The sequence below is a fragment of the Enterobacter cloacae complex sp. SHL012 genome (assembly GCF_049237505.1).
Classification (GTDB): Bacteria; Pseudomonadota; Gammaproteobacteria; order Enterobacterales; family Enterobacteriaceae; genus Enterobacter; species Enterobacter kobei.
Genome location: NZ_JBMKIZ010000002.1, coordinates 282,218 through 305,491, shown reverse-complemented (window position 1 = coordinate 305,491; position 23,274 = coordinate 282,218). Strand labels below are relative to the sequence as shown.

Here is a 23,274-nt window from a genome sequence, read left to right as displayed (position 1 = left end):
ACAGGATAAACGTCAGGACGTTATCTGAAGCGAAGGTCCCAAACGGCGGCGGGGCAACAGGCAGAAGCTACTCTGCGGCATAATTATAACACCCTCACAAAAAATATGCGGAAAACATTTAGGCATTGGGCATAAAGAGCGTTCTCGGTATCCAGAAGTCGCGCGGGAGCTTCTGCTGGCGGCTGGCATCCAGATGCTCGATGTACTGGCGTCGCGGGATCTCAACGGCGCCGAGGGAGGCCGTATGCTCATTGAGGACCTGACAATCGATCAGGTTTCCGCCGCGTTGCGCGAATTCCTGGCAGAAAATGAGCAGCGCGGTTTTCGAGGCGTTCACCGCGCGAGAGAACATCGACTCGCCGCAAAACAGCGTCCCTTGCGCCACGCCGTACATGCCGCCGACGAGTATGCCGTCTTCCCATACTTCGATGGAGTGAGCGTAGCCAAGCTCATGAAGCTGGTGGTAGGCGGTAATAATATCGCGGGTTATCCACGTCCCTTCATAGCGGTCTTGCGCACAGCCTTCAATGACCTGACCAAACGCGTGATTGAGGGTGACGCGATACGGGGATTTGGCATGGAAACGCTTCATGCTGCGGCTGAGGTGAAACTGCGCTGGCCACAGCACGGCGCGCGGATCGGGCGACCACCATAAAATCGGGTCGCCGGGAGAAAACCACGGGAAGATGCCGCGCTGGTAAGCCATCAAGAGCCGTGCAGGGCTGAGGTCCCCACCCAGGGCCAGCAGCCCATTGGGCTCACGTAGCGCTCCCTCCGGCGACGGGAACGCAATGTTATGACGAGAAAGCTGGACCAGGCGCATGACAGCAAAACTCCAGTACGCGAGTGAGGACGCTACAAATATAGTCTACAGACGCTGTTTAAACTGGTAGTAGCGACCCTGTTTCGTCAACAGCTCTGCGTGACTACCTTGCTCAATAATGTGTCCGTTGTCCATCACAATTATCCGGTCAAAACTTGCCAGTCCACGCAGGCGGTGTGTGACCATCAGCACGGTTTTCCCTGTCATCACATTCGCCAGTAAATCAAGGATTTGACTCTCAGTCGTCGCATCCAGTCCTTCAGTCGGTTCGTCGAGCAGCATCAGCGGTGCATCATGCAGCAGCGCACGCGCAATCGCCAGACGACGCAGTTCTCCACCGGAGAGCTGACGACCGCCTTCACCCAGCCAGCTGTTCAGCCCGTCGTCCTCAAGCAGTTTTTGCAGCCCGACCTGTTCCAGCGTGGCGCGAAGCGCGTCGTCCGAAGCCTCCGGCGCGGCCAGTAACAGGTTATCGCGCAGGGTGGCGCTAAACAGATGCACACGCTGTGGAACGACGCTGACGGTCTTACGTAGCGCCTGCTCGCTGAAATCTGTCAGCAACGTATTATTGAAGCGAATCTGGCCGCGCTGCGGATCCCAGGCGCGGGTCAACAACTGTAGCAGCGTCGATTTACCGCAGCCGGTGCGGCCAAGGATCGCAATCCGCTGCCCCGCATCAACTGACAGAGTGATACCTTCCAGCGCATTCTGCGCCTGTTTGTCATAGGCGAAGGTCACGTCATCAAGCGTCAGCGTCACCTGCTCAGGCACCGCGGTCTGCGCTGCGCTGAACGTTACCTCAGGCTCCTGCTCGGCAATCTGTGTGATGCGCAGGGCAGAGGCGATCACCTGACCAAGATGCTGGAAAGCGCCCGTTACCGGTGCCAGCGCTTCAAAAGCGGCCAGTGCGCAGAAAACGAAGAGGGCAATAAGCGGACCTGGCTGAGGATTACCGCCAACTCCGCCGGAAGCCAGCCACAGCATGGCAATCACCGCCACGCCGCCGATCAACATCATCAGCGCCTGAGAGAAGGCCGTCAGTTCCGACTGACGGCGCTGGGCTTCGTGCCAGTTCAGCTCCGTACTTTCCATCCGGGCGCGATAGCGCTTGCTGGCGCCAAAAATGGTCAGCTCTGCCTGCCCCTGAAGCCAGGAGGTCAGCTGCTGGCGGTAATCGCCGCGCAGACGCGTCAGGTTTTCCCCCGTGGATTTTCCGGCGCGGTAAAACAGCGGCGGCAGAATAATGAGCGTTAACAGCATGATCCCGCCGAGCGTTAGCGCAACGGGAACATCCAGAACAGCCAGCCCCAGCGTGACCACCACAATCACCACAAACGCGCCCACGATCGGGGAGAGCACGCGCAGGTAAAGGTGATCCAGCGTATCGACATCCGCAACGACACGGTTCAGTAATTCACCCTGACGAAAACGCGCCAGCCCGGCAGGGGAGAGGGGCAGCAGTTTGCTGAAGGTGTAGATACGCAGATGCTGCAGGACGCGGAACGTGGCGTCGTGGCTGACTAACCGCTCGAAATAGCGTCCCGCCGTGCGGGTAATGGCTGTACCGCGAACACCTGCCGCCGGAAGCATATAGTTGAAGCTGTATAATCCGGCAAACCCCGCCACGGCCGAGGCCGACAGGAACCAGCCGGAAAGCGTGAGCAGGCCGATACTGGCGAGCAGCGTCACAATGGCCAGCACAATCCCCAGCGTCAGCATCCATTTATGGCGTTTATAGAGCGCAAGATAAGGCAGCAGTGCACGCATCAGATGTCCTCCTGACGGTTTGCCAGCAGGGCGGCAAACGGCCCCTGCGCGGCAACGAGTGAGGCGTAATCGCCTTGTTCAACAATACGTCCGTTTTCCATCACCCAGATCTCGTCCCAGTTAGCAATTCCTTCCAGCTGATGGGTAACCATCAGCGTGGTTTGCTGCAAGGAGGCGGCGTTCAGCGCCGCCATGACGCGCAGCTCACTGTGTGCGTCCAGACTGGCTGCGGGTTCATCCAGCAGCATCAGCTGGCACGGGTTAAGCAGAGCGCGGGCAACGGCCACGCGCTGCGCCTGTCCAACCGACAGCCCGGCAGACTGGTCGCCGACCACGGTATCTATACCTTGCGGGAGCATCGGCAGAAACTCGCTGACCCAGGCGCGGTCGAGAACCGATTGCAGTTCATCTTCACGCGCGTCCGGGCGCGCCAGCAGAACGTTTTCACGCAGCGTAGAGGCAGGCAGTTGTGGGTTTTGCCCCACCCAACTGAGCTGTTGACGCCAGGCGTCAGGATCGAGATGACGCAGTTCGGTTTTGTTGATCCGCAGTGAACCGGTGTAGGCCATAAAACCGGATAACGCATTCAGCAGAGAACTTTTCCCGGAACCGCTGGTGCCAACCAGCACCACGCGCTTTCCGGCCGGCAGGGTGAAGTTCAGCGGGCCTGCCAGCACTTTCCCTTCCGGCGAGAGGATGCAGAAATCGCTCGCGTCGAGGGTTACCGGCTCTTTGCTGTTCAGCGTCACGTCACCCCGATCCGGATGCGCCAGCGGCGTCTCCAGGAATGTTTTCAGGCTATCAGCTGCGCCAACTGCCTGCGCTTTGGCGTGATAGAACGTCCCCAGGTCGCGAAGCGGCTGGAAAAATTCCGGGGCCAGGATCAGCGCCAGGAAACCGGCGGAAAGGGTCACTGCCGTGCCGTAATGACCGAAATCCAGCGCGCCCAGATAGGAGAAGCCAAAGTAGACCGCCACGAGGGCAATAGACAGCGAGGTAAAGAACTCCAGTACGCCGGACGACAGGAATGCCAGGCGTAACACCTCCATGGTGCGCTGACGGAAGTCCTGCGATGCCCGACGAATGTTTTCGGTTTCCGCTTCACCACGACCAAAAATGCGCAATGTTTCCATGCCGCGAAGACGGTCCAGGAAATGGCCGCTTAAGCGCCCCAATGCCAGGAAGTTACGGCGGTTGGCATCCGCAGCACCCATTCCGACCAGCGCCATAAAGAGGGGAATCAGTGGCGCGGTGCCCATCAGGATCAGCGCAGCCATCCAGTTCACCGGGAAGATGGCGATCACAATCAGCAGCGGAACGAAGACGGCAAGCGCCATCTGTGGCAGATAGCGTGCGTAGTAGTCGTGCATATCGTCAATCTGTTCAAGGATCAACGTCGCCCAGCTTCCGGCCGGTTTACCCTGGATCCACGCGGGCCCGGCTTCCTGCAGACGATCGAGCACCTGACGGCGGATCTCGTAGCGGATATGCTGTCCGGCATGGAAACCGACGCGCTCGCGCAGCCACACCACCCATGCGCGCAGGATAAAAATCAGGACCAGGACGATAAAAGGCATCAGGAGCGCTTCGCGCGGAATGTTCTCCATGATCATGTGGTTAAGAATGCGGGCCAGCAGCCATGCCTGGGCAACAATCAACAGACCACTGACAAACCCCAGAACACGGGAGATCGTAAGCCAGCGGCGGGAAATAACGCTTTGCTGTTTCAGCCAGCGTGTTAACTCTTGTTGACGGGTTTTTTCCATTGCGTATTTTGCAGGTGACGTTATAAGAAATTAGACATCTGCATGTTACACGCGAGCAAAAATAAAGGCGACCTGTGGCCGCCTTTATTTACGTTTGTTACTGACTTGTAAAGATTATTTACCTTGTTCAGCCAGTCCATCAAGATAGCGTTCTGCGTCCAGCGCGGCCATACAGCCGGTGCCCGCAGAGGTGATCGCCTGACGGTAAATATGGTCCATCACATCACCAGCAGCGAACACGCCAGGGACGCTGGTTTGAGTTGCATTACCGTGAATACCAGACTGCACCTTGATGTAGCCGTTTTCCAGTTCCAGCTGACCTTCGAAGATAGCGGTATTCGGGCTGTGACCGATTGCCACAAACAGGCCAGCCACGTCCAGCGTTTCGACGTTATCGGTGTTCTGGGTGTCACGAATGCGCAGTCCGGCAACGCCCATCTGATCGCCCGTTACTTCTTCCAGGGTGCGATTAGTGTGCAGCACGATGTTGCCGCTCGCCACTTTATCCATCAGACGTTTGATCAGGATCTTCTCGGCGCGGAAAGTGTCACGACGGTGGATCAGGTGCACTTCAGAGGCGATGTTTGCCAGGTAGAGCGCTTCTTCCACGGCGGTGTTGCCGCCGCCGATAACCGCGACTTTCTGGTTGCGATAGAAGAAACCGTCGCAGGTTGCGCAGGCAGAGACGCCGCGGCCTTTAAACGCTTCTTCAGACGGCAGGCCGAGGTAGCGGGCAGAGGCGCCGGTGGCGATAATCAGCGCGTCACAGGTGTACTCGCCGCTGTCACCCGTCAGGCGGAACGGACGGTTCTGAAGATCGACCTTGTTGATATGGTCGAACAGGATTTCAGTTTCGAATTTCGCGGCATGCTCGTGCATGCGCTCCATCAGCAGCGGCCCGGTCAGGTCGTTCGGGTCGCCCGGCCAGTTTTCCACTTCTGTGGTGGTGGTCAGCTGACCGCCTTTTTCCATACCGGTGATCAGTACCGGTTGCAGGTTAGCGCGTGCAGCATAGACCGCCGCGGTATATCCCGCAGGTCCGGAACCAAGGATTAGCAACTTACTGTGTTTGGTCGTGCCCATGAGATCCCCATTGTTGTTGGCAGGCAATGGGCTGGATTGTAGGGAATTTGTTGCCGTAAAAAAAGAGCACTGGAGTTTTGCTTTCGATATATGCAATAGCTACGCCCGATGGATATGACGCAGTGTTATCACGTCTGCTGCTGAAAATCGCGCGTTTATAAGGCAGTAAAATGAGGATTAATACCCCTCCGTAATGAATATCCGGCATCTTGTACTAAAAATCGATGTTTTGCTTTGACAATCCCCTGCGCTTTTGCGAAAACATTCAAGGAAGAAAAAAAACCGCGTTAACCGTATGCCGCATAGGCATGCACGTAAATGCCATTTTTACCGTGTCAGTGAAATCTACGCATGGCGTGGACAGACGCCATACGTGATGTCGGTGACGGCCTTCGGGCAACGGTCTTCTTACCAATAGAACCCGAATCCGCATCGCGTCAAATACATAACCAGGCGATGTGATGACTAACGGGTACAGGCTCTGAACAGTGATGTGCACAGGGTCCAGGCAGGAGTAGGGAAGGAATACAGAGAGACAATAATAATGGTAGATAGCAAGAAGCGCCCTGGCAAAGATCTCGACCGTATCGATCGTAACATTCTTAATGAATTGCAAAAGGATGGGCGTATTTCCAACGTCGAGCTTTCAAAACGTGTGGGTCTTTCCCCGACGCCGTGCCTTGAGCGTGTGCGCCGACTGGAAAGACAGGGTTTTATTCAGGGCTATACGGCTCTGCTGAACCCGCATTATCTGGATGCCTCACTTCTGGTATTTGTTGAGATTACTCTGAATCGTGGTGCACCGGATGTGTTTGAGCAATTTAACGCCGCTGTACAAAAACTTGAAGAAATTCAAGAGTGTCACCTGGTGTCCGGTGATTTCGACTACCTGTTGAAAACCCGTGTGCCTGATATGTCCGCCTACCGTAAGCTGCTGGGGGAAACCCTGCTGCGTCTGCCAGGCGTGAACGACACCCGTACTTATGTGGTGATGGAAGAGGTCAAACAGAGCAATCGTCTGGTTATTAAGACGCGCTAACACGGAACAGGTGCAAAATCAGCGTAGTTTGATTACACTCCTGTTAATCCATACAGCAACAGTGCCGGGGAGTCCCGGCGCTGTTGTCCGTTTTAGCAAACAGGCAGGATATGCCTGATACCTGGAGAGCCTTTCTTGAGCCAGGAATACACTGAAGACAAAGAAGTCACACTATCGAAGCTAAGCAGCGGACGTCGTCTCCTCGAGGCTTTGCTGATTGTTATTGCCCTTTTTGCCGTCTGGCTGATGGCAGCCTTACTCAGTTTCAACCCTTCCGATCCCAGCTGGTCACAAACCGCATGGCATGAACCTATCCATAATTTAGGTGGTGTACCCGGTGCCTGGCTTGCGGACACGCTCTTTTTCATATTCGGTGTGATGGCCTACACCATTCCCGTCATTATCATCGGCGGATGCTGGTTTGCATGGCGTCATCGTCAGAACGATGATTACATCGACTATTTTGCGGTTTCCCTGCGCCTGATTGGCGCGCTGGCACTGATCCTCACCTCCTGCGGGCTGGCGGCGATTAACGCCGATGACATCTGGTACTTCGCCTCCGGCGGGGTCATTGGTAGCCTGCTCAGTTCTGCGTTACAGCCCATGCTGCACAGCAGCGGTGGCACGCTGGCGCTGCTGTGCATCTGGGCGGCAGGATTGACGCTGTTTACCGGCTGGTCATGGGTGAGCATTGCCGAAAAAATCGGCAGCTTTATTCTCACGATCCTGACGTTCGCCAGCAACCGGACCCGCCGCGACGATACGTGGGTCGATGATGACGACTATGAAGAGGAATACGATGAAGAAGACGAGGCCCCGGTACAGCGTCGTGAATCTCGTCGTGCCCGTATTCTGCGCGGTGCCCTGGCGCGTCGCCAGCGCGTCGCGGAAAAATTTGCCAACCCGCTTGGACGCAAAACGGATGCCGCGCTCTTCTCCGGTAAACGTATGGATGAAGACGAGCAGGTTGAGTACCGTGCCGCGGGTGCCGCTGTCGATCCTGATGATGTGCTGTTCTCCGGCAGCCGTGCTACCCCGGGTGAATTTGACGAATACGATCCGCTGCTGAACGGCCATACGGTCACCGCACCGGTTGCGGCAGCCGCAGCCGCCACGACTGCCGCGCAGGCGTATGCCGCGCCTGTCGAAGCCGTGATGCCCTCCGCGCCGGTTCCACCACCAGAATCCGTTATTCAGCAGCCAAACGTTGCGTGGCAGACCGCGCCCGGTGTTCATACGCCGGAGCCCGTTATCGCGCCTGAACCTGAAAGCTATATTCCTGTGCAGCAGGAACCGTGGCAGCAGCCTTACCAGCCGCCGCAACCTGAGTATGAACCGCAGCACTATGAGCAGCCTGTGGCCCAGCCGTATCAGGAATATGTGCCTGAACCGGTTGAACCTGCGCAGCCATATGCAGAGCCTCAGCCTGAACCTGAGGTGATGGAAGAGGTGAAACCGTCTCGTCCGCCAATGTACTATTTTGAAGAAGTTGAAGAACGCCGCGCCCGTGAACGCGAGCAGCTGGCGGCCTGGTATCAGCCTGTGCCTGAACCCGCGCAGGAGCCCGTTACGAAGGCACCTTCAGTTTCGGTTCCGCCGGTCGACGCGACGCCTGCGGTTGCACCTGTCGCCGAAAGCGTGAAGCAGGGCACCGTGGCCGCTGCTGCTGCCGCACCTGTCTTCAGCCTGGCTACGGGGGGCGCACCGCGTCCTCAGGTGAAAGAGGGGATTGGTCCACAGTTGCCACGCCCTAACCGCGTTCGCGTTCCTACCCGTCGTGAACTTGCCTCTTACGGCATCAAACTGCCATCCCAGCGTATGGCCGAAGAAAAAGCACGTGAGCCGGACTACGAAGATGACGCAGATGACATGCACCAGGACGAACTGGCTCGCCAGTTCGCGGCACAGCAGAATCAACGCTACGGTGAAGAATACCAGCACGATGAGCCCGCTCTGGACGATGAAGATGAAGCTGCAGAGGCAGAGTTAGCGCGTCAGTTCGCGGCAACGCAACAGCAGCGCTACTCCGGGGAACAGCCAACGGGTGCCAACCCGTTCTCATTGTCTGATTTCGAGTTCTCACCAATGAAAGACCTGGTGGATGATGGTCCGAGTGAGCCTTTATTTACCCCGAGCGTGATGCCTGAAGCTGAACCTGTGCGTCAGCAGCCTGCCCCGCAGGCCTATGCGCAGCCGCAACAACCGGTTCAGCAGCCGTATGCTCAACCGCAGCAGCCACAACACCAGCCGCCGCAGTTCCAGCAGCCAGCGCCACAGCCGCAGGAGAGCCTGATTCACCCGCTGCTGATGCGTAACGGTGACAGCCGTCCGCTGCAGCGTCCAAGCACGCCGCTGCCGTCACTGGATCTGCTGACGCCACCTCCTGCTGAAGTCGAGCCGGTTGATACTTTTGCTCTGGAGCAGATGGCCCGTCTGGTGGAAGCCCGTCTGGCTGACTTCCGCATTAAGGCGGATGTGGTGAACTACTCCCCGGGTCCGGTCATCACCCGTTTCGAACTGAACCTGGCGCCGGGCGTAAAAGCCGCGCGTATTTCTAACCTGTCTCGTGACCTGGCGCGTTCTCTGTCGACCGTGGCGGTGCGTGTGGTGGAAGTGATTCCGGGTAAACCGTACGTGGGTCTTGAACTGCCGAACAAAAAACGTCAGACCGTCTACCTGCGTGAAGTGCTGGACAACACCAAGTTCCGTGATAACCCCTCTCCGCTGACCGTGGTGCTGGGTAAAGATATCGCTGGCGATCCGGTGGTGGCAGACCTCGCGAAAATGCCTCACCTGCTGGTGGCCGGTACGACCGGTTCCGGTAAGTCCGTCGGCGTGAACGCCATGATCCTCAGCATGCTCTACAAAGCGCAGCCGGAAGATGTGCGTTTCATCATGATCGACCCGAAAATGCTCGAACTGTCCGTCTACGAAGGTATCCCGCATCTGCTGACGGAAGTGGTCACCGACATGAAAGACGCTGCCAACGCCCTGCGCTGGAGCGTCAACGAGATGGAACGCCGCTACAAGTTGATGTCTGCATTGGGCGTGCGTAACCTGGCCGGTTATAACGAGAAAATCGCCCAGGCGATGCGCATGGGGCGTCCGATTCCGGATCCTTACTGGAAGCCGGGCGATAGCATGGATGCCCAGCATCCGGTGCTGGAAAAACTGCCTTATATCGTCGTGCTGGTGGATGAGTTTGCTGACCTGATGATGACCGTCGGTAAGAAGGTAGAAGAGTTGATTGCTCGTCTGGCGCAGAAAGCGCGTGCGGCCGGTATTCACCTCGTGCTGGCCACCCAGCGTCCTTCGGTGGACGTTATTACGGGTCTTATCAAAGCGAACATTCCGACGCGTATCGCCTTTACCGTATCAAGTAAAATTGACTCCCGTACCATTCTTGACCAGGGCGGCGCAGAGTCGCTGCTGGGTATGGGTGACATGCTCTATTCCGGCCCGAACTCCACCTCTCCGGTGCGTGTCCACGGTGCGTTCGTCCGCGATGAAGAAGTTCACGCCGTTGTGCAGGACTGGAAAGCACGCGGTCGCCCACAATATGTGGACGGTATTACCAGCGATACGGAAAGCGAAGGTGGCGGCGGTGGCTTTGACGGCGGCGAAGAGCTGGATCCGTTATTCGATCAGGCGGTTAATTTCGTCACCGAAAAACGTAAAGCCTCGATCTCTGGCGTCCAGCGTCAGTTCCGCATTGGCTATAACCGCGCGGCGCGTATCATCGAACAGATGGAAGCCCAGGGCATCGTGAGCGAGCAGGGGCATAACGGTAACCGCGAGGTGCTGGCGCCGCCGCCGTTTGATTAACCTTCAGCGATTGCAAAGAAGGGTAAATCAGCCAAAATTAAGCATTTTCTTCTGTCGCCTGCCTTCGGGCAGGTCCAGAATAGATGACGGAAACCCCATTTCGGGAAGACGTATTTTAAGGAATAACAATGAAAAAAATCGCCATCGCCTGTGCATTACTCACCAGTTTTGTTGCCAGCAGCGTCTGGGCTGATGCGGCCAGCGACCTTAAAAGCCGACTGGATAAAGTGAGCAGCTTCCACGCCAGCTTCACGCAGAAAGTGACTGACGGCAGCGGCAACGCGGTGCAGGAAGGTCAGGGAGATTTGTGGGTAAAACGCCCGAATCTGTTTAACTGGCACATGACTCAGCCGGATGAGAGCATCCTGGTCTCTGACGGTAAAACACTGTGGTTCTTCAACCCGTTCGTTGAGCAGGCCACGGCAACCTGGTTGAAAGATGCCACCAGCAATACGCCCTTTATGCTGATCGCCCGCAACCAGGCCAGCGACTGGCAGCAGTACAATATTAAGCAGAACGGTGATGAGTTTGTCCTGACGCCGAAAGGCAGCAACGGCAACCTGAAGCAGTTCACCATCAACGTCAGCACCAACGGGACCATCAATCAGTTCGGCGCGGTTGAGCAGGACGATCAGCGCAGCAGCTACCAGCTCAAGTCTCAGCAGAACGGCGCCGTGGATGCTTCGAAATTCACCTTCACCCCGCCGCAGGGCGTAACGGTGGACGACCAACGCAATAAGTAAGAGGCATGAGTGAGCAATCTGTCGCTCGATTTTTCAGATAATGCGTTTCAACCTCTGGCCGCTCGTATGCGGCCAGAAAATTTAGCGCAGTACATCGGCCAGCAGCACCTGCTGGCTGCGGGGAAACCCTTGCCGCGGGCCATTGAGGCCGGGCATTTGCACTCCATGATCCTCTGGGGACCACCCGGGACCGGTAAAACGACCCTCGCTGAAGTGATTGCCCGCTATGCCAACGCTGACGTCGAACGTATCTCGGCGGTCACGTCCGGCGTAAAGGAGATCCGCGAGGCAATCGAGCGCGCGCGCCAGAACCGTAATGCCGGGCGCCGCACCATCCTCTTTGTCGACGAAGTTCACCGCTTCAACAAGAGCCAGCAGGATGCTTTTTTACCGCATATTGAAGACGGCACAATTTTCTTCATCGGCGCGACCACCGAAAACCCCTCGTTTGAACTGAATTCGGCGCTGCTCTCTCGCGCCCGCGTTTACCTGCTCAAATCCCTGACCGCCGAGGATATCGAAAAGGTTTTGACCCAGGCGATGGACGATAAAGCACGCGGCTACGGCGGGCAGGATATCGTTCTGCCTGACGAAACGCGCAGGGCGATTGCGGAGCTGGTTAATGGCGATGCGCGCCGCGCGCTGAACACCCTGGAAATGATGGCCGATATGGCCGAAGTGGATGATGCCGGAAAGCGGGTGCTGAAGCCGGAACTCCTGACCGAAATTGCCGGTGAGCGCAGCGCGCGTTTTGATAATAAAGGCGATCGTTTCTACGACCTGATCTCGGCGTTGCATAAGTCCGTCCGCGGCAGCGCCCCGGATGCGGCGCTTTACTGGTACGCGCGCATAATCACCGCGGGTGGCGATCCGCTGTACGTGGCGCGCCGCTGTCTGGCGATTGCCTCAGAAGATGTCGGCAATGCTGACCCGCGCGCCATGCAGGTTGCCCTTTCTGCCTGGGACTGCTTTACCCGCGTGGGCCCAGCAGAAGGCGAGCGTGCGATTGCGCAGGCGATTGTCTATCTGGCCTGCGCGCCGAAAAGCAATGCTGTCTATACCGCCTTTAAGGCCGCGATGTCGGACGCACGTGAACGCCCGGATTACGATGTGCCGGTTCATCTGCGCAACGCGCCAACCAAACTGATGAAGGAGATGGGCTACGGGCAGGAGTATCGCTATGCGCATGACGAGCCCAACGCCTATGCCGCCGGGGAGGAGTATTTCCCGCAGGAAATGGCACAAACCCGCTATTATCACCCTACAAACAGAGGTCTTGAGGGCAAGATTGGTGAAAAGCTCACCTGGCTCGCCGGACAGGATCAAAATAGCCCTATAAAACGCTACCGTTAGTTCGATCGTTGCGGTAATGTTGGCATAGTATCCTTGTGACCGCAGGCTGTGGTCACATTTTCCTATTTTAATTCGATAAGCACAGGATAAGCATGCTCGATCCCAATCTGCTGCGTAATGAGCCAGACGCAGTCGCTGAAAAACTGGCACGCCGGGGCTTTAAGCTGGATGTAGATAAGCTGCGCGCTCTTGAAGAGCGTCGTAAAGTTCTGCAGGTACAAACTGAAAATCTGCAGGCAGAGCGTAATTCTCGATCGAAATCCATTGGCCAGGCGAAAGCGCGCGGGGAAGATATTGAGCCATTACGCCTGGAAGTGAACAAATTGGGTGAAGAGCTGGATCAGGCGAAAGCCGAGCTGGACGTTCTTCAGGCCGAAATTCGCGATATTGCGCTGGCGATCCCGAACATTCCTGACGACAGCGTGCCTGTCGGCAAAGACGAGAACGACAACGTTGAAGTGAAACGCTGGGGTACGCCTCGCGAGTTCGACTTCGAGGTGCGCGATCACGTCACGCTGGGCGAAATGCACGCGGGTCTGGACTTTGCGGCCGCGGTTAAGCTGACCGGTTCTCGCTTCGTGGTGATGAAAGGCCAGATTGCCCATCTGCACCGTGCGCTGGCCCAGTTCATGCTGGATCTGCACACCGAGCAGCACGGTTACAGCGAAACCTACGTCCCGTATCTGGTCAACCACGATACGCTGTACGGTACGGGTCAGCTGCCGAAATTTGCCGGCGACCTGTTCCATACCCGTCCGCTGGATGAAGAAGCAGACAGCAGCAACTATGCGCTGATCCCTACCGCAGAAGTGCCGCTGACTAACCTCGTGCGTGATGAGATCATCGACGAAGACGAACTGCCGATCAAACTGACCGCACACTCTCCGTGCTTCCGTTCTGAAGCGGGATCTTATGGCCGCGACACGCGTGGTCTGATCCGTATGCACCAGTTCGATAAAGTCGAGATGGTGCAGATTGTTCGTCCGGAAGACTCCATGGACGCGCTGGAAGAGATGACGGGTCACGCCGAGAAAGTCCTCGAGCTGCTGGGCCTGCCGTATCGTCGTATGGCGCTGTGCACCGGTGATATGGGCTTTGGTGCCTGCAAAACCTTCGACCTGGAAGTGTGGGTACCTGCGCAGAACACCTACCGTGAAATCTCCTCCTGCTCTAACGTCTGGGATTTCCAGGCGCGCCGCATGCAGGCACGCTGCCGCAGTAAATCTGACAAGAAAACCCGTCTGGTGCATACCCTGAACGGTTCTGGTCTGGCTGTGGGTCGTACGCTGGTTGCCGTGCTGGAAAACTATCAGCAGGCAGATGGCCGTATTGAGATCCCTGAAGTGCTGCGCCCATACATGAAAGGTCAGCAGTACATCGGCTAAATATGTGCCTCAAAACAAAAAAAGCGCCTTCGGGCGCTTTTTTTATGCCTGTGAATTGATACGACGCAATACCCCCTGCCTCTAAAGTAGTAATACTCCTCCGAATGAAAGTCAGCAGAAAAAGCTGATAACGAATAATTTCGTTATATATAAAACTACATAGCGGTTTGTGCCGCCTCTCTTTTCTTTGTGAGCAACCAAAGTGAGTCTCTATGAAAATCAACGCGCCTGAAGAATTGCTGGCTGCCGAGGTCACTCGCCGTGGTTTGATGAAAACCACGGCAATAGGCGGCCTGGCTGTAGCCAGCAGCGCTTTCACGCTCCCTTTTACCCGACTGGCGTCAGCGGCGGATGCACTATCCCCGGCCTCAGTCCCGGAAAAAGTGGTGTGGAGTGCCTGTACGGTAAACTGCGGTAGCCGTTGCCCGCTGCGTATGCACGTAGTGGATGGCGAAATAAAATATGTCGAAACCGACAATACCGGGGACGATAACTACGAAGGGTTACACCAGGTTCGCGCCTGTCTGCGTGGCCGCTCCATGCGTCGTCGCGTCTATAATCCGGATCGTCTTAAGTACCCAATGAAGCGCGTGGGTAAACGTGGGGAAGGGAAGTTCGAGCGCATTAGCTGGGATGAAGCCTACGATATTATCGCCACCAATATGCAGCGGCTGATCAAAGAGTATGGCAACGAATCCATCTACCTGAACTACGGTACCGGAACGCTGGGCGGCACGCTAACCCGCTCCTGGCCACCGGGAAAAACGCTGGTGGCGCGTCTGATGAACTGCTGCGGCGGTTATCTTAACCACTATGGTGACTACTCCTCTGCACAAATCGCCGCAGGACTGAATTACACCTACGGTGGCTGGGCAGACGGCAACAGCCCGTCTGATATCGAAAACAGCAAGCTGGTCGTTCTGTTCGGGAACAATCCGGGTGAAACGCGTATGAGCGGCGGCGGGGTGACCTACTACCTCGAACAGGCGCGTGCTAAATCCAATGCCCGCATGATCATTATCGATCCACGCTATACCGACACCGGTGCAGGGCGCGAAGATGAGTGGATCCCAATCCGTCCAGGTACCGATGCCGCGCTGGTCTCCGCGCTGGCGTGGGTGATGATCACTGAAAATCTCGTCGATCAGCCGTTCCTGGATAAATACTGCGTCGGTTATGACGAGAAAACCCTGCCAGCCAGTGCCCCAGCTAATGGCCACTACAAGGCGTATATTCTCGGTCAGGGCAGCGACGGCGTGGCGAAAACGCCGGAGTGGGCGTCCACCATCACCGGTATTCCGGTCGAGCGTATTGTTCAACTGGCGCGTGAGATTGGCTCAGCCAAACCGGCCTATATCAGCCAGGGGTGGGGACCGCAGCGTCATGCGAACGGTGAAATTGCCACCCGCGCAATCTCCATGCTCTCCATTCTGACCGGCAACGTGGGGATTCATGGTGGTAACACTGGTGCGCGTGAAGGCTCATATGAAGTCCCATTTGAACGTATGCCAACGCTGGACAACCCGGTGCAAACCAGCATTTCCATGTTTATGTGGACCGATGCGATTGAACGTGGCCCGGAAATGACCGCCTTGCGCGACGGCGTGCGCGGTAAGGACAAGCTGGACGTGCCGATCAAGATGATCTGGAACTACGCCGGTAACTGTCTTATCAACCAGCATTCGGAAATCAACCGCACTCATGAAATCCTGCAGGACGACAAGAAGTGCGAGATGATTGTGGTGATCGACTGCCACATGACCTCCTCGGCAAAATACGCCGACATTCTGCTGCCGGACTGCACCGCGTCTGAGCAGATGGACTTCGCGCTGGATGCCTCCTGCGGCAACATGTCTTACGTGATCTTCACCGATCAGGCGATCAAACCGCGCTTCGAGTGCAAAACCATCTATGAGATGACCTCCGAGCTGGCGAAGCGTCTGGGCGTTGAGCAGCAGTTTACCGAGGGACGTACTCAGGAAGGCTGGATGCGCCATCTCCATGAACTCTCCCGCAAAGCCATCCCAGACCTGCCGGATTTCGATACCTTCCGCAAGCAGGGCATGTACAAACAGCGCGATCCTGAAGGGCATCACGTTGCCTACAAAGCGTTCCGCGAAGATCCGCAGGCGAACCCGCTGACTACGCCGTCGGGCAAAATTGAAATCTACTCCGAAGAACTGGCAAAAATTGCGTCTACCTGGGAGCTGCCGGAGGGGGACGTTATCGATCCGCTGCCGATCTACACGCCAGGATTCGAAAACTATAACGATCCGCTCACGGCGAAATTCCCGCTGCAGTTGACCGGTTTCCACTATAAAGCGCGCGTTCACTCCACCTACGGTAACGTCGACGTACTGAAAGCCGCCTGCCGCCAGGAGATGTGGATCAACCCGATGGATGCGAAAGCGCGTGGTATTAACAATGGCGATCGCGTGCGCATCTTCAACGGTCGCGGTGAGGTACACATTGAAGCCAAAGTCACGCCACGCATGATGCCAGGCGTCGTGGCGCTGGGAGAAGGGGCATGGTACAGCCCTGATGCCAACCGCATCGATCAGGCAGGCAGCATTAACGTACTGACCACGCAGCGTCCGTCGCCGCTGGCGAAAGGCAACCCGTCTCACACAAACCTTGTTCAGGTTGAAAAGGTTTAAGGAGTAACCGATGACAACCCAGTATGGATTTTTCATTGATTCCAGCCGTTGCACCGGGTGCAAAACCTGCGAGCTGGCCTGTAAAGATTACAAAGATCTCACCCCGGACGTGAGTTTCCGTCGCATCTACGAATACGCCGGAGGCGACTGGCAGGAAGATAACGGTGTCTGGCATCAGAACGTGTTTGCCTATTACCTGTCGATTGCCTGTAACCACTGCGAAGACCCTGCCTGTACGAAGGTCTGTCCGAGCGGGGCGATGCACAAGCGTGAAGACGGTTTCGTGGTCGTGGATGAAGATGTTTGTATCGGCTGCCGCTACTGCCATATGGCCTGCCCGTACGGAGCACCTCAGTACAATGCCGCCAAAGGGCATATGACCAAGTGCGACGGCTGCCACTCTCGCGTCGCGGATGGCAAAAAACCGATCTGCGTCGAGTCCTGTCCGCTGCGCGCGCTGGACTTTGGCCCTATTGAAGAACTGCGTCAAAAACATGGTCAGCTTGCTGCGGTAGCACCGCTGCCGTCCGCGCACTTCACGAAGCCGAGTATTGTGATTAAACCCAACGCCAACAGCCGTCCTACAGGTGATACCACCGGCTACCTGGCAAACCCGAAGGAGGTGTGAGATGGGAAGTGGATGGCATGAATGGCCGCTGATGATCTTCACGGTCTTTGGTCAGTGCGTGGCGGGTGGCTTCATCGTGCTCGCGCTGGCACTGCTGAAAGGTCAACTCACTGCTGAACAGCAGCAGCGTTTAGTGTTGAGCATGTTTGGCCTGTGGGTGCTGATGGGGATTGGTTTTATCGCCTCTACGCTGCACCTGGGCTCACCGATGCGCGCGTTTAACTCGCTTAACCGCGTGGGGGCATCGTCCCTCAGTAACGAGATTGCCAGCGGGGCGATTTTCTTCGCCATCGGCGGGCTGGGCTGGTTGCTGGCAGCGCTTAAAAAATTGCCTGCAGGTCTGCGTAGCCTCTGGCTGATCGTGACCATGGTGCTGGGCGTGGTGTTTGTATGGATGATGGTGCGTGTCTATAACACCATTGATACCGTCCCTACCTGGTACAGCGTCTGGACGCCAATGAGCTTCTTCCTGACGATGTTTATCGGCGGGCCGCTGCTCGGCTATCTGCTGTTGCGCGTGGCGGGGGTAGACGGCTGGGCAATGCGTTTGCTGCCAGCCGTATCGCTGCTGGCGCTGGTGGTGAGTGCAATTGTTGCTCTGATGCAGGGTGCTGAGCTGGCCACCATTCATAGCTCCATTCAGCAGGCCTCTGCGCTGGTGCCGGATTACGGTTCTCTGATGGCCTGGCGTATCGTGCTGCTGGTAGCGGCGTTGGTATTCTGGATCGCGCCTCAGCTAAAAGGCTACCAGCCTGCTCTGCCGTTGTTATCACTGGCCTTTGTGCTGGTGCTGGCAGGGGAGTTGATTGGTCGTGGCGTCTTTTATGGTCTGCATATGACGGTCGGTATGGCCATCGCCAGCTAATCTTATTTTTTGTTATAAAAAGCCGGGACATAGCGCCCGGCTTTTCTTTTTTCATTCATGAAATTTTTCGACTGTCGTTTTGTTTTAATTTCTACCATTAATAAATAAAAACAGAGACATAATTAATATCTATAGCAGGCACTGCATTAGCAGGATAAGTTTTTTAAATCGACAGGGAACATATCGTGCGAGCCGGCTAAATCAGTGGATTGACTTTGTTTTTGCCAGTGGCATGATGCGCACGAAATCTGAACTTCCTCACGGTTTTTAATCCATGACCACCTATACCCGGCCAGTGCTACTGTTGCTCTGTGGCCTGCTTCTGCTGACCCTGGCGATCGCAGTGTTGAATACGCTCGTCCCGCTGTGGCTCGCCCATGAAAACTTACCGACCTGGCAGGTGGGTATGGTTAGCTCGTCCTTTTTCACCGGGAACCTGCTGGGCACATTATTAACCGGTAGCCTGATTAAACGCTTTGGCTTTAATCGCAGCTATTATCTGGCTTCGCTGATTTTCGCCGCCGGGTGTGCCGGGTTGGGCCTGATGGTCGGCTTCTGGAGCTGGATGGCGTGGCGCTTTATCGCCGGTGTCGGTTGCGCGATGATTTGGGTGGTTGTTGAAAGTGCGCTGATGTGCAGCGGCACGTCACGTAACCGCGGACGCCTGCTGGCAGCCTATATGATGGTTTACTATGTGGGCACCGTGCTGGGACAACTGATGGTCAGCAAACTGCCAACGGACCTGATGAGCGTGCTGCCATGGGTAACCGGTATGGTGCTGGCGGCGATCCTGCCGCTGCTCTTTACGCGTATCGTTAACCAGAAAAGTGAGCATCAGGAAGCGACCCACATCTGGCCGATGCTGAGGCTGCGCCAGGCGCGTCTGGGAGTGAATGGCTGCATTATCTCGGGGATTGTTCTGGGCTCGCTCTATGGTCTTATGCCGCTCTACCTGAACCATCAGGGTGTCAGCGATGCCGGGATTGGTTTCTGGATGGCGGTCATGGTGAGCGCGGGGATTGTCGGCCAGTGGCCGATCGGCCGCCTGGCCGATCGCTTCGGTCGCCTGCTGGTGCTGCGCGTTCAGGTCTTTGTGGTGATCATGGGCTGTCTTGCTATGCTCAGCAACGCCGCGATGGCCCCAGCGCTGTTTATCCTTGGGGCAGCGGGGTTCACGCTTTATCCGGTCGCGATGGCGTGGGCCTGTGAGAAAGTTGAACATCACCAGCTGGTGGCGATGAACCAGGCGCTGTTATTAAGCTATACCATCGGCAGCCTGCTGGGACCAACATTTACCGCGATGCTGATGCAGAATTATTCTGACAATTTGCTGTTTATCATGATCGCCAGCGTGTCGTTTATTTATCTCTTAATGCTGCTGCGCAAAGCAGGCGAGCATCCAACGCCTGTGGCGCACGCCTGATTAAATAAAAGCCTGTCATTGACAGGCTTTTTTGTCCCTGTCACATATAAGACTTTTACGTATTGTTTGTTTTCCCCGCCCGGCGATAATTCAAATGAGTTCTACCACTAAAAGGCAACAATCATGTCTAAACGTCGTTTTTCCACTACCGCACTTGCCGTAGTGTTGTCTTTAACGTTTGCAGCGGCTCCGGTCATGGCTAATCCAGGAAACGGGAATGGCGGTGGTCACGGCAACGGTGGCGGACAAGGTAATGGCGGCAATCATGGTAACGGGAACTCTGGTAACCATGGTAATAAGCAAAATAGCGGTCAGGATAACCCAGGGAAATCTGATAAGAGCTTTAAAAGCAGCAAAGATGTCGGCAATGATGTTGACGCTCGCGTGAGCTTCGATCATGCCCGTCACCTGGCACTGAATTACGGCTTAACGGGCTATGAGTCTCTGCCTCCGGGTATTGCGAAAAACCTGGCCCGCGGTAAACCACTTCCTCCGGGTATTGCGAAGAAAACCGTGCCAGCCTCTATGCTCGGCCAGCTTCCATCCTACCCAGGTTATGAATGGCGCGTGGTGGGTGACGATCTGGTCTTAATTGCGCTGAGTACGGCGATTGTGACTTCCGTTATTAACGGCGTCTTTAAATAGAATTTAAAAAGGCCCGGTTCTCACCGGGCCTTTTCTTTAATACATGACCTTGTGGCCATACTGCTCAAGAATACCTTTCACGCGCTCCATCGTCTCTTTTTTCGGTGGCTTCACGCCATCAAGTTTGTACTCTTCACCCATCGCCACCCATTTATGTTTGCCGAGTTCGTGATAGGGCAGAAGCTCAATTTTCTCGACGTTGCCCATGTCGCGGGTAAATTCCCCCAGGCGGTGCGCAGAGTCGTCATCATCTGACCAGCCGGGAACAACAACATAGCGGATCCAGGTTTTGATGCCTTTGTCGGCAATATACTTCGCAAATTCCAGCGTACGGTGGTTGGAAACGCCAACCAGATTCTGGTGGATCTCATCATTCATCTGTTTGAGATCGAGCATCACCAGATCGGTCACTTCGAGCAGTTCATCAATAACCGGATCGTAGCGGCGCACGAAGCCGTTGGTATCGAGACAGGTGTGAATGCCTTCCTTGCGGCAGGCGCGGAACCAGTCGCGGACAAATTCAGCCTGAAGAATGGCTTCGCCGCCGGATGCGGTCACGCCGCCGCCGGACGCGTTCATAAAGTGGCGGTAGGTCACCACCTCTTTCATCAGATCTTCCACGGTGACTTCTTTCCCACCATGAGTGTCCCACGTGTCGCGGTTGTGGCAGTACAGGCAGCGCATCAGGCAGCCCTGGAAGAAGGTAATAAAGCGGATACCCGGGCCATCGACGGTGCCACAGGATTCAAAGGAGTGAATGCGACCAATAGTTGACATTGCGGTGAGATCTCCGAATTTGGCCCATCCGGGGGCCTATGTAGTTGCACAGCTCAAAGGCTATGTCGAGTCTGTTTTGGCTGTTATCCATTAAGTATATAGATAGCGGACAAAAGAGACTGATGAAGCGAGGGTATTAAAAAGGCCCCACTTGCGTGGAGCCTTTATTGTACGCCTTTTAACGCGTGATTTCAGTCAATTCCACTTACATGGACTGAGTGAAAGTACGGGTGATAACGTCCTGCTGCTGTTCTTTAGTCAGGGAGTTAAAACGTACTGCATAGCCAGATACACGGATGGTCAGTTGAGGATATTTCTCAGGGTGTTCCATCGCATCGAGCAGCATTTCACGGTTCATTACGTTCACGTTCAGGTGCTGACCACCTTCGATGGACGCTTCGTGGTGGAAGTAACCATCCATCAGACCCGCGAGGTTAGTTTTACGCACTTCGTCGTCTTTACCCAGCGCGTTTGGCACGATGGAGAAGGTATAAGAGATACCATCTTTCGCGTAGGCAAACGGCAGTTTAGCAACGGAGGTCAGAGAGGCTACTGCACCTTTCTGGTCACGACCGTGCATTGGGTTAGCCCCTGGTCCGAATGGCGCGCCAGCACGACGACCGTCTGGGGTGTTACCTGTTTTCTTACCATACACAACGTTAGAAGTGATGGTCAGAACAGACTGAGTCGGGATAGCGTTACGGTAGGTAGTCAGTTTCTGAATTTTCTTCATGAAACGTTCTACCAGGTCAACCGCCATGTCATCAACGCGAGAGTCGTTGTTACCAAACTGCGGATACTCGCCTTCGATTTCGAAGTCTACAGCCAGGCCGTCTTCGTCACGAATTGGTTTAACTTTCGCGTATTTGATTGCAGACAGGGAGTCAGCAGCAACGGACAGACCTGCGATACCACACGCCATGGTGCGGATAACGTCACGGTCGTGCAGCGCCATCAGAGAGGCTTCGTAGCTGTACTTGTCGTGCATGTAGTGGATAACGTTCAGTGCAGTCACGTACTGCTTCGCCAGCCAGTCCATGAAGTGGTCCATGCGCTCCATGACTTCGTCATAGTTCAGCACGTCGCCTTTGATAGGTTCAGACTTAGGACCCACCTGCATTTTCAGTTTTTCATCAACGCCGCCGTTGATGGCGTACAGCATGGTTTTCGCCAGGTTTGCACGCGCACCGAAGAACTGCATTTGCTTACCAACAACCATTGGGCTTACGCAGCAAGCGATAGCGTAATCGTCGTTGTTGAAGTCCGGACGCATCAGGTCATCGTTCTCGTACTGCAGAGAAGAGGTGTCGATGGACACTTTAGCGGCGAATTTCTTGAAGTTCAGAGGCAGTTTTTCAGACCACAGAACGGTGATGTTCGGCTCCGGAGAAGGACCCATGGTGTACAGGGTGTTCAGGAAGCGGAAGCTGTTTTTGGTGACCAGCGTACGGCCGTCAACGCCCATACCACCGATAGATTCGGTTGCCCAGATTGGGTCACCAGAGAACAGTTCATCGTATTCTGGGGTACGCAGGAAGCGAACCATACGCAGTTTCATGACCAGGTGGTCAATCATTTCCTGAGCGTCTTGCTCGGTGATTTTACCTGCTTTCAGGTCACGTTCGATGTACGCATCCAGGAAGGTGGATACGCGGCCGAAGGACATTGCTGCACCATTCTGAGACTTAACAGCGGCCAGGTAGCCGAAGTAGGTCCACTGGATAGCTTCCTGGGCGTTGGTTGCAGGACCAGAGATATCGCAGCCATATTTCGCTGCCATCTCTTTGATCTGACCCAGCGCACGGTGCTGTTCAGCAATTTCTTCACGCAGACGGATAGTTGCTTCCAGGTTTACGCCGTTTTCCAGGTCAGACTGCAGGGAAACAAACTGCGCGTATTTGTCTTTCATCAGGAAGTCGATACCGTACAGCGCAACGCGACGGTAGTCACCAATGATACGGCCACGGCCATACGCATCTGGCAGACCAGTCAGAACGCCAGATTTACGGCAGTTCAGAATGTCTTTGGTGTAAACATCGAATACACCCTGGTTGTGGGTTTTACGGTATTCGGTGAAGATTTTTTTCAGCATTGGGTCCAGCTCGCGGTTATACGCTTTGCAGGAACCTTCAACCATTTTGATACCACCGAACGGGATGATTGCGCGTTTCAGTGGTGCTTCAGTCTGCAGACCAACGATTTTCTCAAGGGCTTTGTTGATATAGCCAGCATCGTGAGAAGTGATGGTGGAAGCAACGGAGGTGTCAAAATCAACTGGCGCGTGAGTGCGGTTTTCCAGTTTAACGCCTTCCATTACGCTGTCCCACAGCTTGGTGGTCGCGTCAGTTGCGCCAGCCAGGAAGGATTCGTCACCTTCATACGGGGTATAGTTTTTCTGAATGAAGTCACGGACGTTGACTTCATTCTGCCAGTCACCTTTCGCAAAACCTTCCCAGGCTGTGGCTAACTTTTCATTAAGCTCGGACATGTAACAC

Annotated in this window: 16 protein-coding genes; 10 read left to right on the top strand and 6 right to left on the bottom strand. The window is 55.6% G+C overall.

Annotated elements, in window-relative coordinates; all coding sequences use genetic code 11:
* Nucleotides 1-118: 118 nt before the first annotated feature.
* The 4 genes from aat to trxB form a co-directional block, all read right to left on the bottom strand.
* Nucleotides 119-823: a leucyl/phenylalanyl-tRNA--protein transferase gene (gene aat, locus ACOTY9_RS09120; protein WP_047343454.1), complete on the bottom strand. Its 705-nt coding sequence runs from the start codon at nt 821-823 to the stop codon at nt 119-121.
* Nucleotides 824-868: 45 nt separating this feature from the next.
* Nucleotides 869-2,590: a heme ABC transporter ATP-binding protein/permease CydC gene (gene cydC / locus ACOTY9_RS09115; protein ID WP_348565665.1), complete on the bottom strand. Its 1,722-nt coding sequence runs from the start codon at nt 2,588-2,590 to the stop codon at nt 869-871.
* Entirely contained in the window at nt 2,590-4,356 is a 1,767-nt protein-coding gene (gene cydD, locus ACOTY9_RS09110; RefSeq protein ID WP_348565664.1) for a heme ABC transporter permease/ATP-binding protein CydD, read from the bottom strand. Before cydD ends, cydC begins: the two co-directional genes overlap by 1 nt.
* A 114-nt stretch (nt 4,357-4,470) precedes the next feature.
* Nucleotides 4,471-5,439, bottom strand: a complete 969-nt coding sequence (gene trxB, locus ACOTY9_RS09105) for a thioredoxin-disulfide reductase (protein WP_023332535.1) — start codon at nt 5,437-5,439, stop codon at nt 4,471-4,473.
* Nucleotides 5,440-5,983: 544 nt separating this feature from the next.
* Between trxB and lrp the strand changes: the two genes are divergently transcribed.
* The 10 genes from lrp (at nt 5,984) to ACOTY9_RS09055 (ending at nt 20,002) form a co-directional block, all read left to right on the top strand.
* Complete coding sequence (lrp, locus tag ACOTY9_RS09100; protein WP_000228469.1) at nt 5,984-6,478, top strand: leucine-responsive transcriptional regulator Lrp; 495 nt, start codon at nt 5,984-5,986, stop codon at nt 6,476-6,478.
* 135 nt (nt 6,479-6,613) lie between these two features.
* Nucleotides 6,614-10,303 carry a DNA translocase FtsK 4TM domain-containing protein gene (locus ACOTY9_RS09095; protein ID WP_348565663.1) on the top strand — a complete coding sequence of 1,230 codons (3,690 nt, stop codon included), beginning with the start codon at nt 6,614-6,616 and terminating at the stop codon, nt 10,301-10,303.
* A 128-nt stretch (nt 10,304-10,431) separates the two neighbouring features.
* Nucleotides 10,432-11,046: an outer membrane lipoprotein chaperone LolA gene (gene lolA / locus ACOTY9_RS09090; protein ID WP_014883204.1), complete on the top strand. Its 615-nt coding sequence runs from the start codon at nt 10,432-10,434 to the stop codon at nt 11,044-11,046.
* A 9-nt stretch (nt 11,047-11,055) separates the two neighbouring features.
* On the top strand, nt 11,056-12,399 hold the full coding sequence (gene rarA / locus ACOTY9_RS09085) for a replication-associated recombination protein RarA (protein ID WP_014883205.1): 1,344 nt from the start codon (nt 11,056-11,058) through the stop codon (nt 12,397-12,399).
* 92 nt (nt 12,400-12,491) lie between these two features.
* On the top strand, nt 12,492-13,784 hold the full coding sequence (gene serS, locus ACOTY9_RS09080; RefSeq protein ID WP_023332538.1) for a serine--tRNA ligase: 1,293 nt from the start codon (nt 12,492-12,494) through the stop codon (nt 13,782-13,784).
* A gap of 212 nt (nt 13,785-13,996) precedes the next feature.
* Entirely contained in the window at nt 13,997-16,441 is a 2,445-nt protein-coding gene (gene dmsA, locus ACOTY9_RS09075) for a dimethylsulfoxide reductase subunit A (protein ID WP_023338208.1), read from the top strand.
* A gap of 10 nt (nt 16,442-16,451) precedes the next feature.
* Complete coding sequence (locus ACOTY9_RS09070; protein WP_014883208.1) at nt 16,452-17,069, top strand: DMSO/selenate family reductase complex B subunit; 618 nt, start codon at nt 16,452-16,454, stop codon at nt 17,067-17,069.
* 1 nt (nt 17,070) lies between these two features.
* Nucleotides 17,071-17,934: a dimethyl sulfoxide reductase anchor subunit family protein gene (locus tag ACOTY9_RS09065; RefSeq protein WP_014883209.1), complete on the top strand. Its 864-nt coding sequence runs from the start codon at nt 17,071-17,073 to the stop codon at nt 17,932-17,934.
* A 274-nt stretch (nt 17,935-18,208) separates the two neighbouring features.
* The gene (locus ACOTY9_RS09060; protein ID WP_047343753.1) at nt 18,209-19,357 is read left to right on the top strand and encodes an MFS transporter; all 1,149 of its coding nucleotides are present in this window, start codon (nt 18,209-18,211) and stop codon (nt 19,355-19,357) included.
* 123 nt (nt 19,358-19,480) lie between these two features.
* Nucleotides 19,481-20,002, top strand: a complete 522-nt coding sequence (locus ACOTY9_RS09055) for an anti-virulence regulator CigR family protein (RefSeq protein WP_023332541.1) — start codon at nt 19,481-19,483, stop codon at nt 20,000-20,002.
* A 36-nt stretch (nt 20,003-20,038) separates the two neighbouring features.
* Here ACOTY9_RS09055 and pflA read toward each other — a convergent pair whose 3' ends face one another.
* Both pflA and pflB read right to left on the bottom strand, forming a co-directional pair.
* Nucleotides 20,039-20,779, bottom strand: a complete 741-nt coding sequence (gene pflA / locus ACOTY9_RS09050; protein ID WP_014883212.1) for a pyruvate formate lyase 1-activating protein — start codon at nt 20,777-20,779, stop codon at nt 20,039-20,041.
* 205 nt (nt 20,780-20,984) lie between these two features.
* Nucleotides 20,985-23,267, bottom strand: coding sequence for a formate C-acetyltransferase (gene pflB, locus ACOTY9_RS09045; protein WP_023332542.1), 2,283 nt, complete (start codon nt 23,265-23,267; stop codon nt 20,985-20,987).
* Between the last annotated feature and the right edge of the window lie 7 nt (nt 23,268-23,274).

Coding starts and splice junctions, on each gene's coding strand:
- aat (WP_047343454.1), bottom strand. CDS start 823: ATGCGCCTGGTCCAGCTTTCTCGTCATAACATTGCGTTCCCGTCGCCG.
- cydC (WP_348565665.1), bottom strand. CDS start 2,590: ATGCGTGCACTGCTGCCTTATCTTGCGCTCTATAAACGCCATAAATGG.
- cydD (WP_348565664.1), bottom strand. CDS start 4,356: ATGGAAAAAACCCGTCAACAAGAGTTAACACGCTGGCTGAAACAGCAA.
- trxB (WP_023332535.1), bottom strand. CDS start 5,439: ATGGGCACGACCAAACACAGTAAGTTGCTAATCCTTGGTTCCGGACCT.
- lrp (WP_000228469.1), top strand. CDS start 5,984: ATGGTAGATAGCAAGAAGCGCCCTGGCAAAGATCTCGACCGTATCGAT.
- lolA (WP_014883204.1), top strand. CDS start 10,432: ATGAAAAAAATCGCCATCGCCTGTGCATTACTCACCAGTTTTGTTGCC.
- serS (WP_023332538.1), top strand. CDS start 12,492: ATGCTCGATCCCAATCTGCTGCGTAATGAGCCAGACGCAGTCGCTGAA.
- dmsA (WP_023338208.1), top strand. CDS start 13,997: ATGAAAATCAACGCGCCTGAAGAATTGCTGGCTGCCGAGGTCACTCGC.
- ACOTY9_RS09070 (WP_014883208.1), top strand. CDS start 16,452: ATGACAACCCAGTATGGATTTTTCATTGATTCCAGCCGTTGCACCGGG.
- ACOTY9_RS09065 (WP_014883209.1), top strand. CDS start 17,071: ATGGGAAGTGGATGGCATGAATGGCCGCTGATGATCTTCACGGTCTTT.
- ACOTY9_RS09060 (WP_047343753.1), top strand. CDS start 18,209: ATGACCACCTATACCCGGCCAGTGCTACTGTTGCTCTGTGGCCTGCTT.
- ACOTY9_RS09055 (WP_023332541.1), top strand. CDS start 19,481: ATGTCTAAACGTCGTTTTTCCACTACCGCACTTGCCGTAGTGTTGTCT.
- pflA (WP_014883212.1), bottom strand. CDS start 20,779: ATGTCAACTATTGGTCGCATTCACTCCTTTGAATCCTGTGGCACCGTC.
- pflB (WP_023332542.1), bottom strand. CDS start 23,267: ATGTCCGAGCTTAATGAAAAGTTAGCCACAGCCTGGGAAGGTTTTGCG.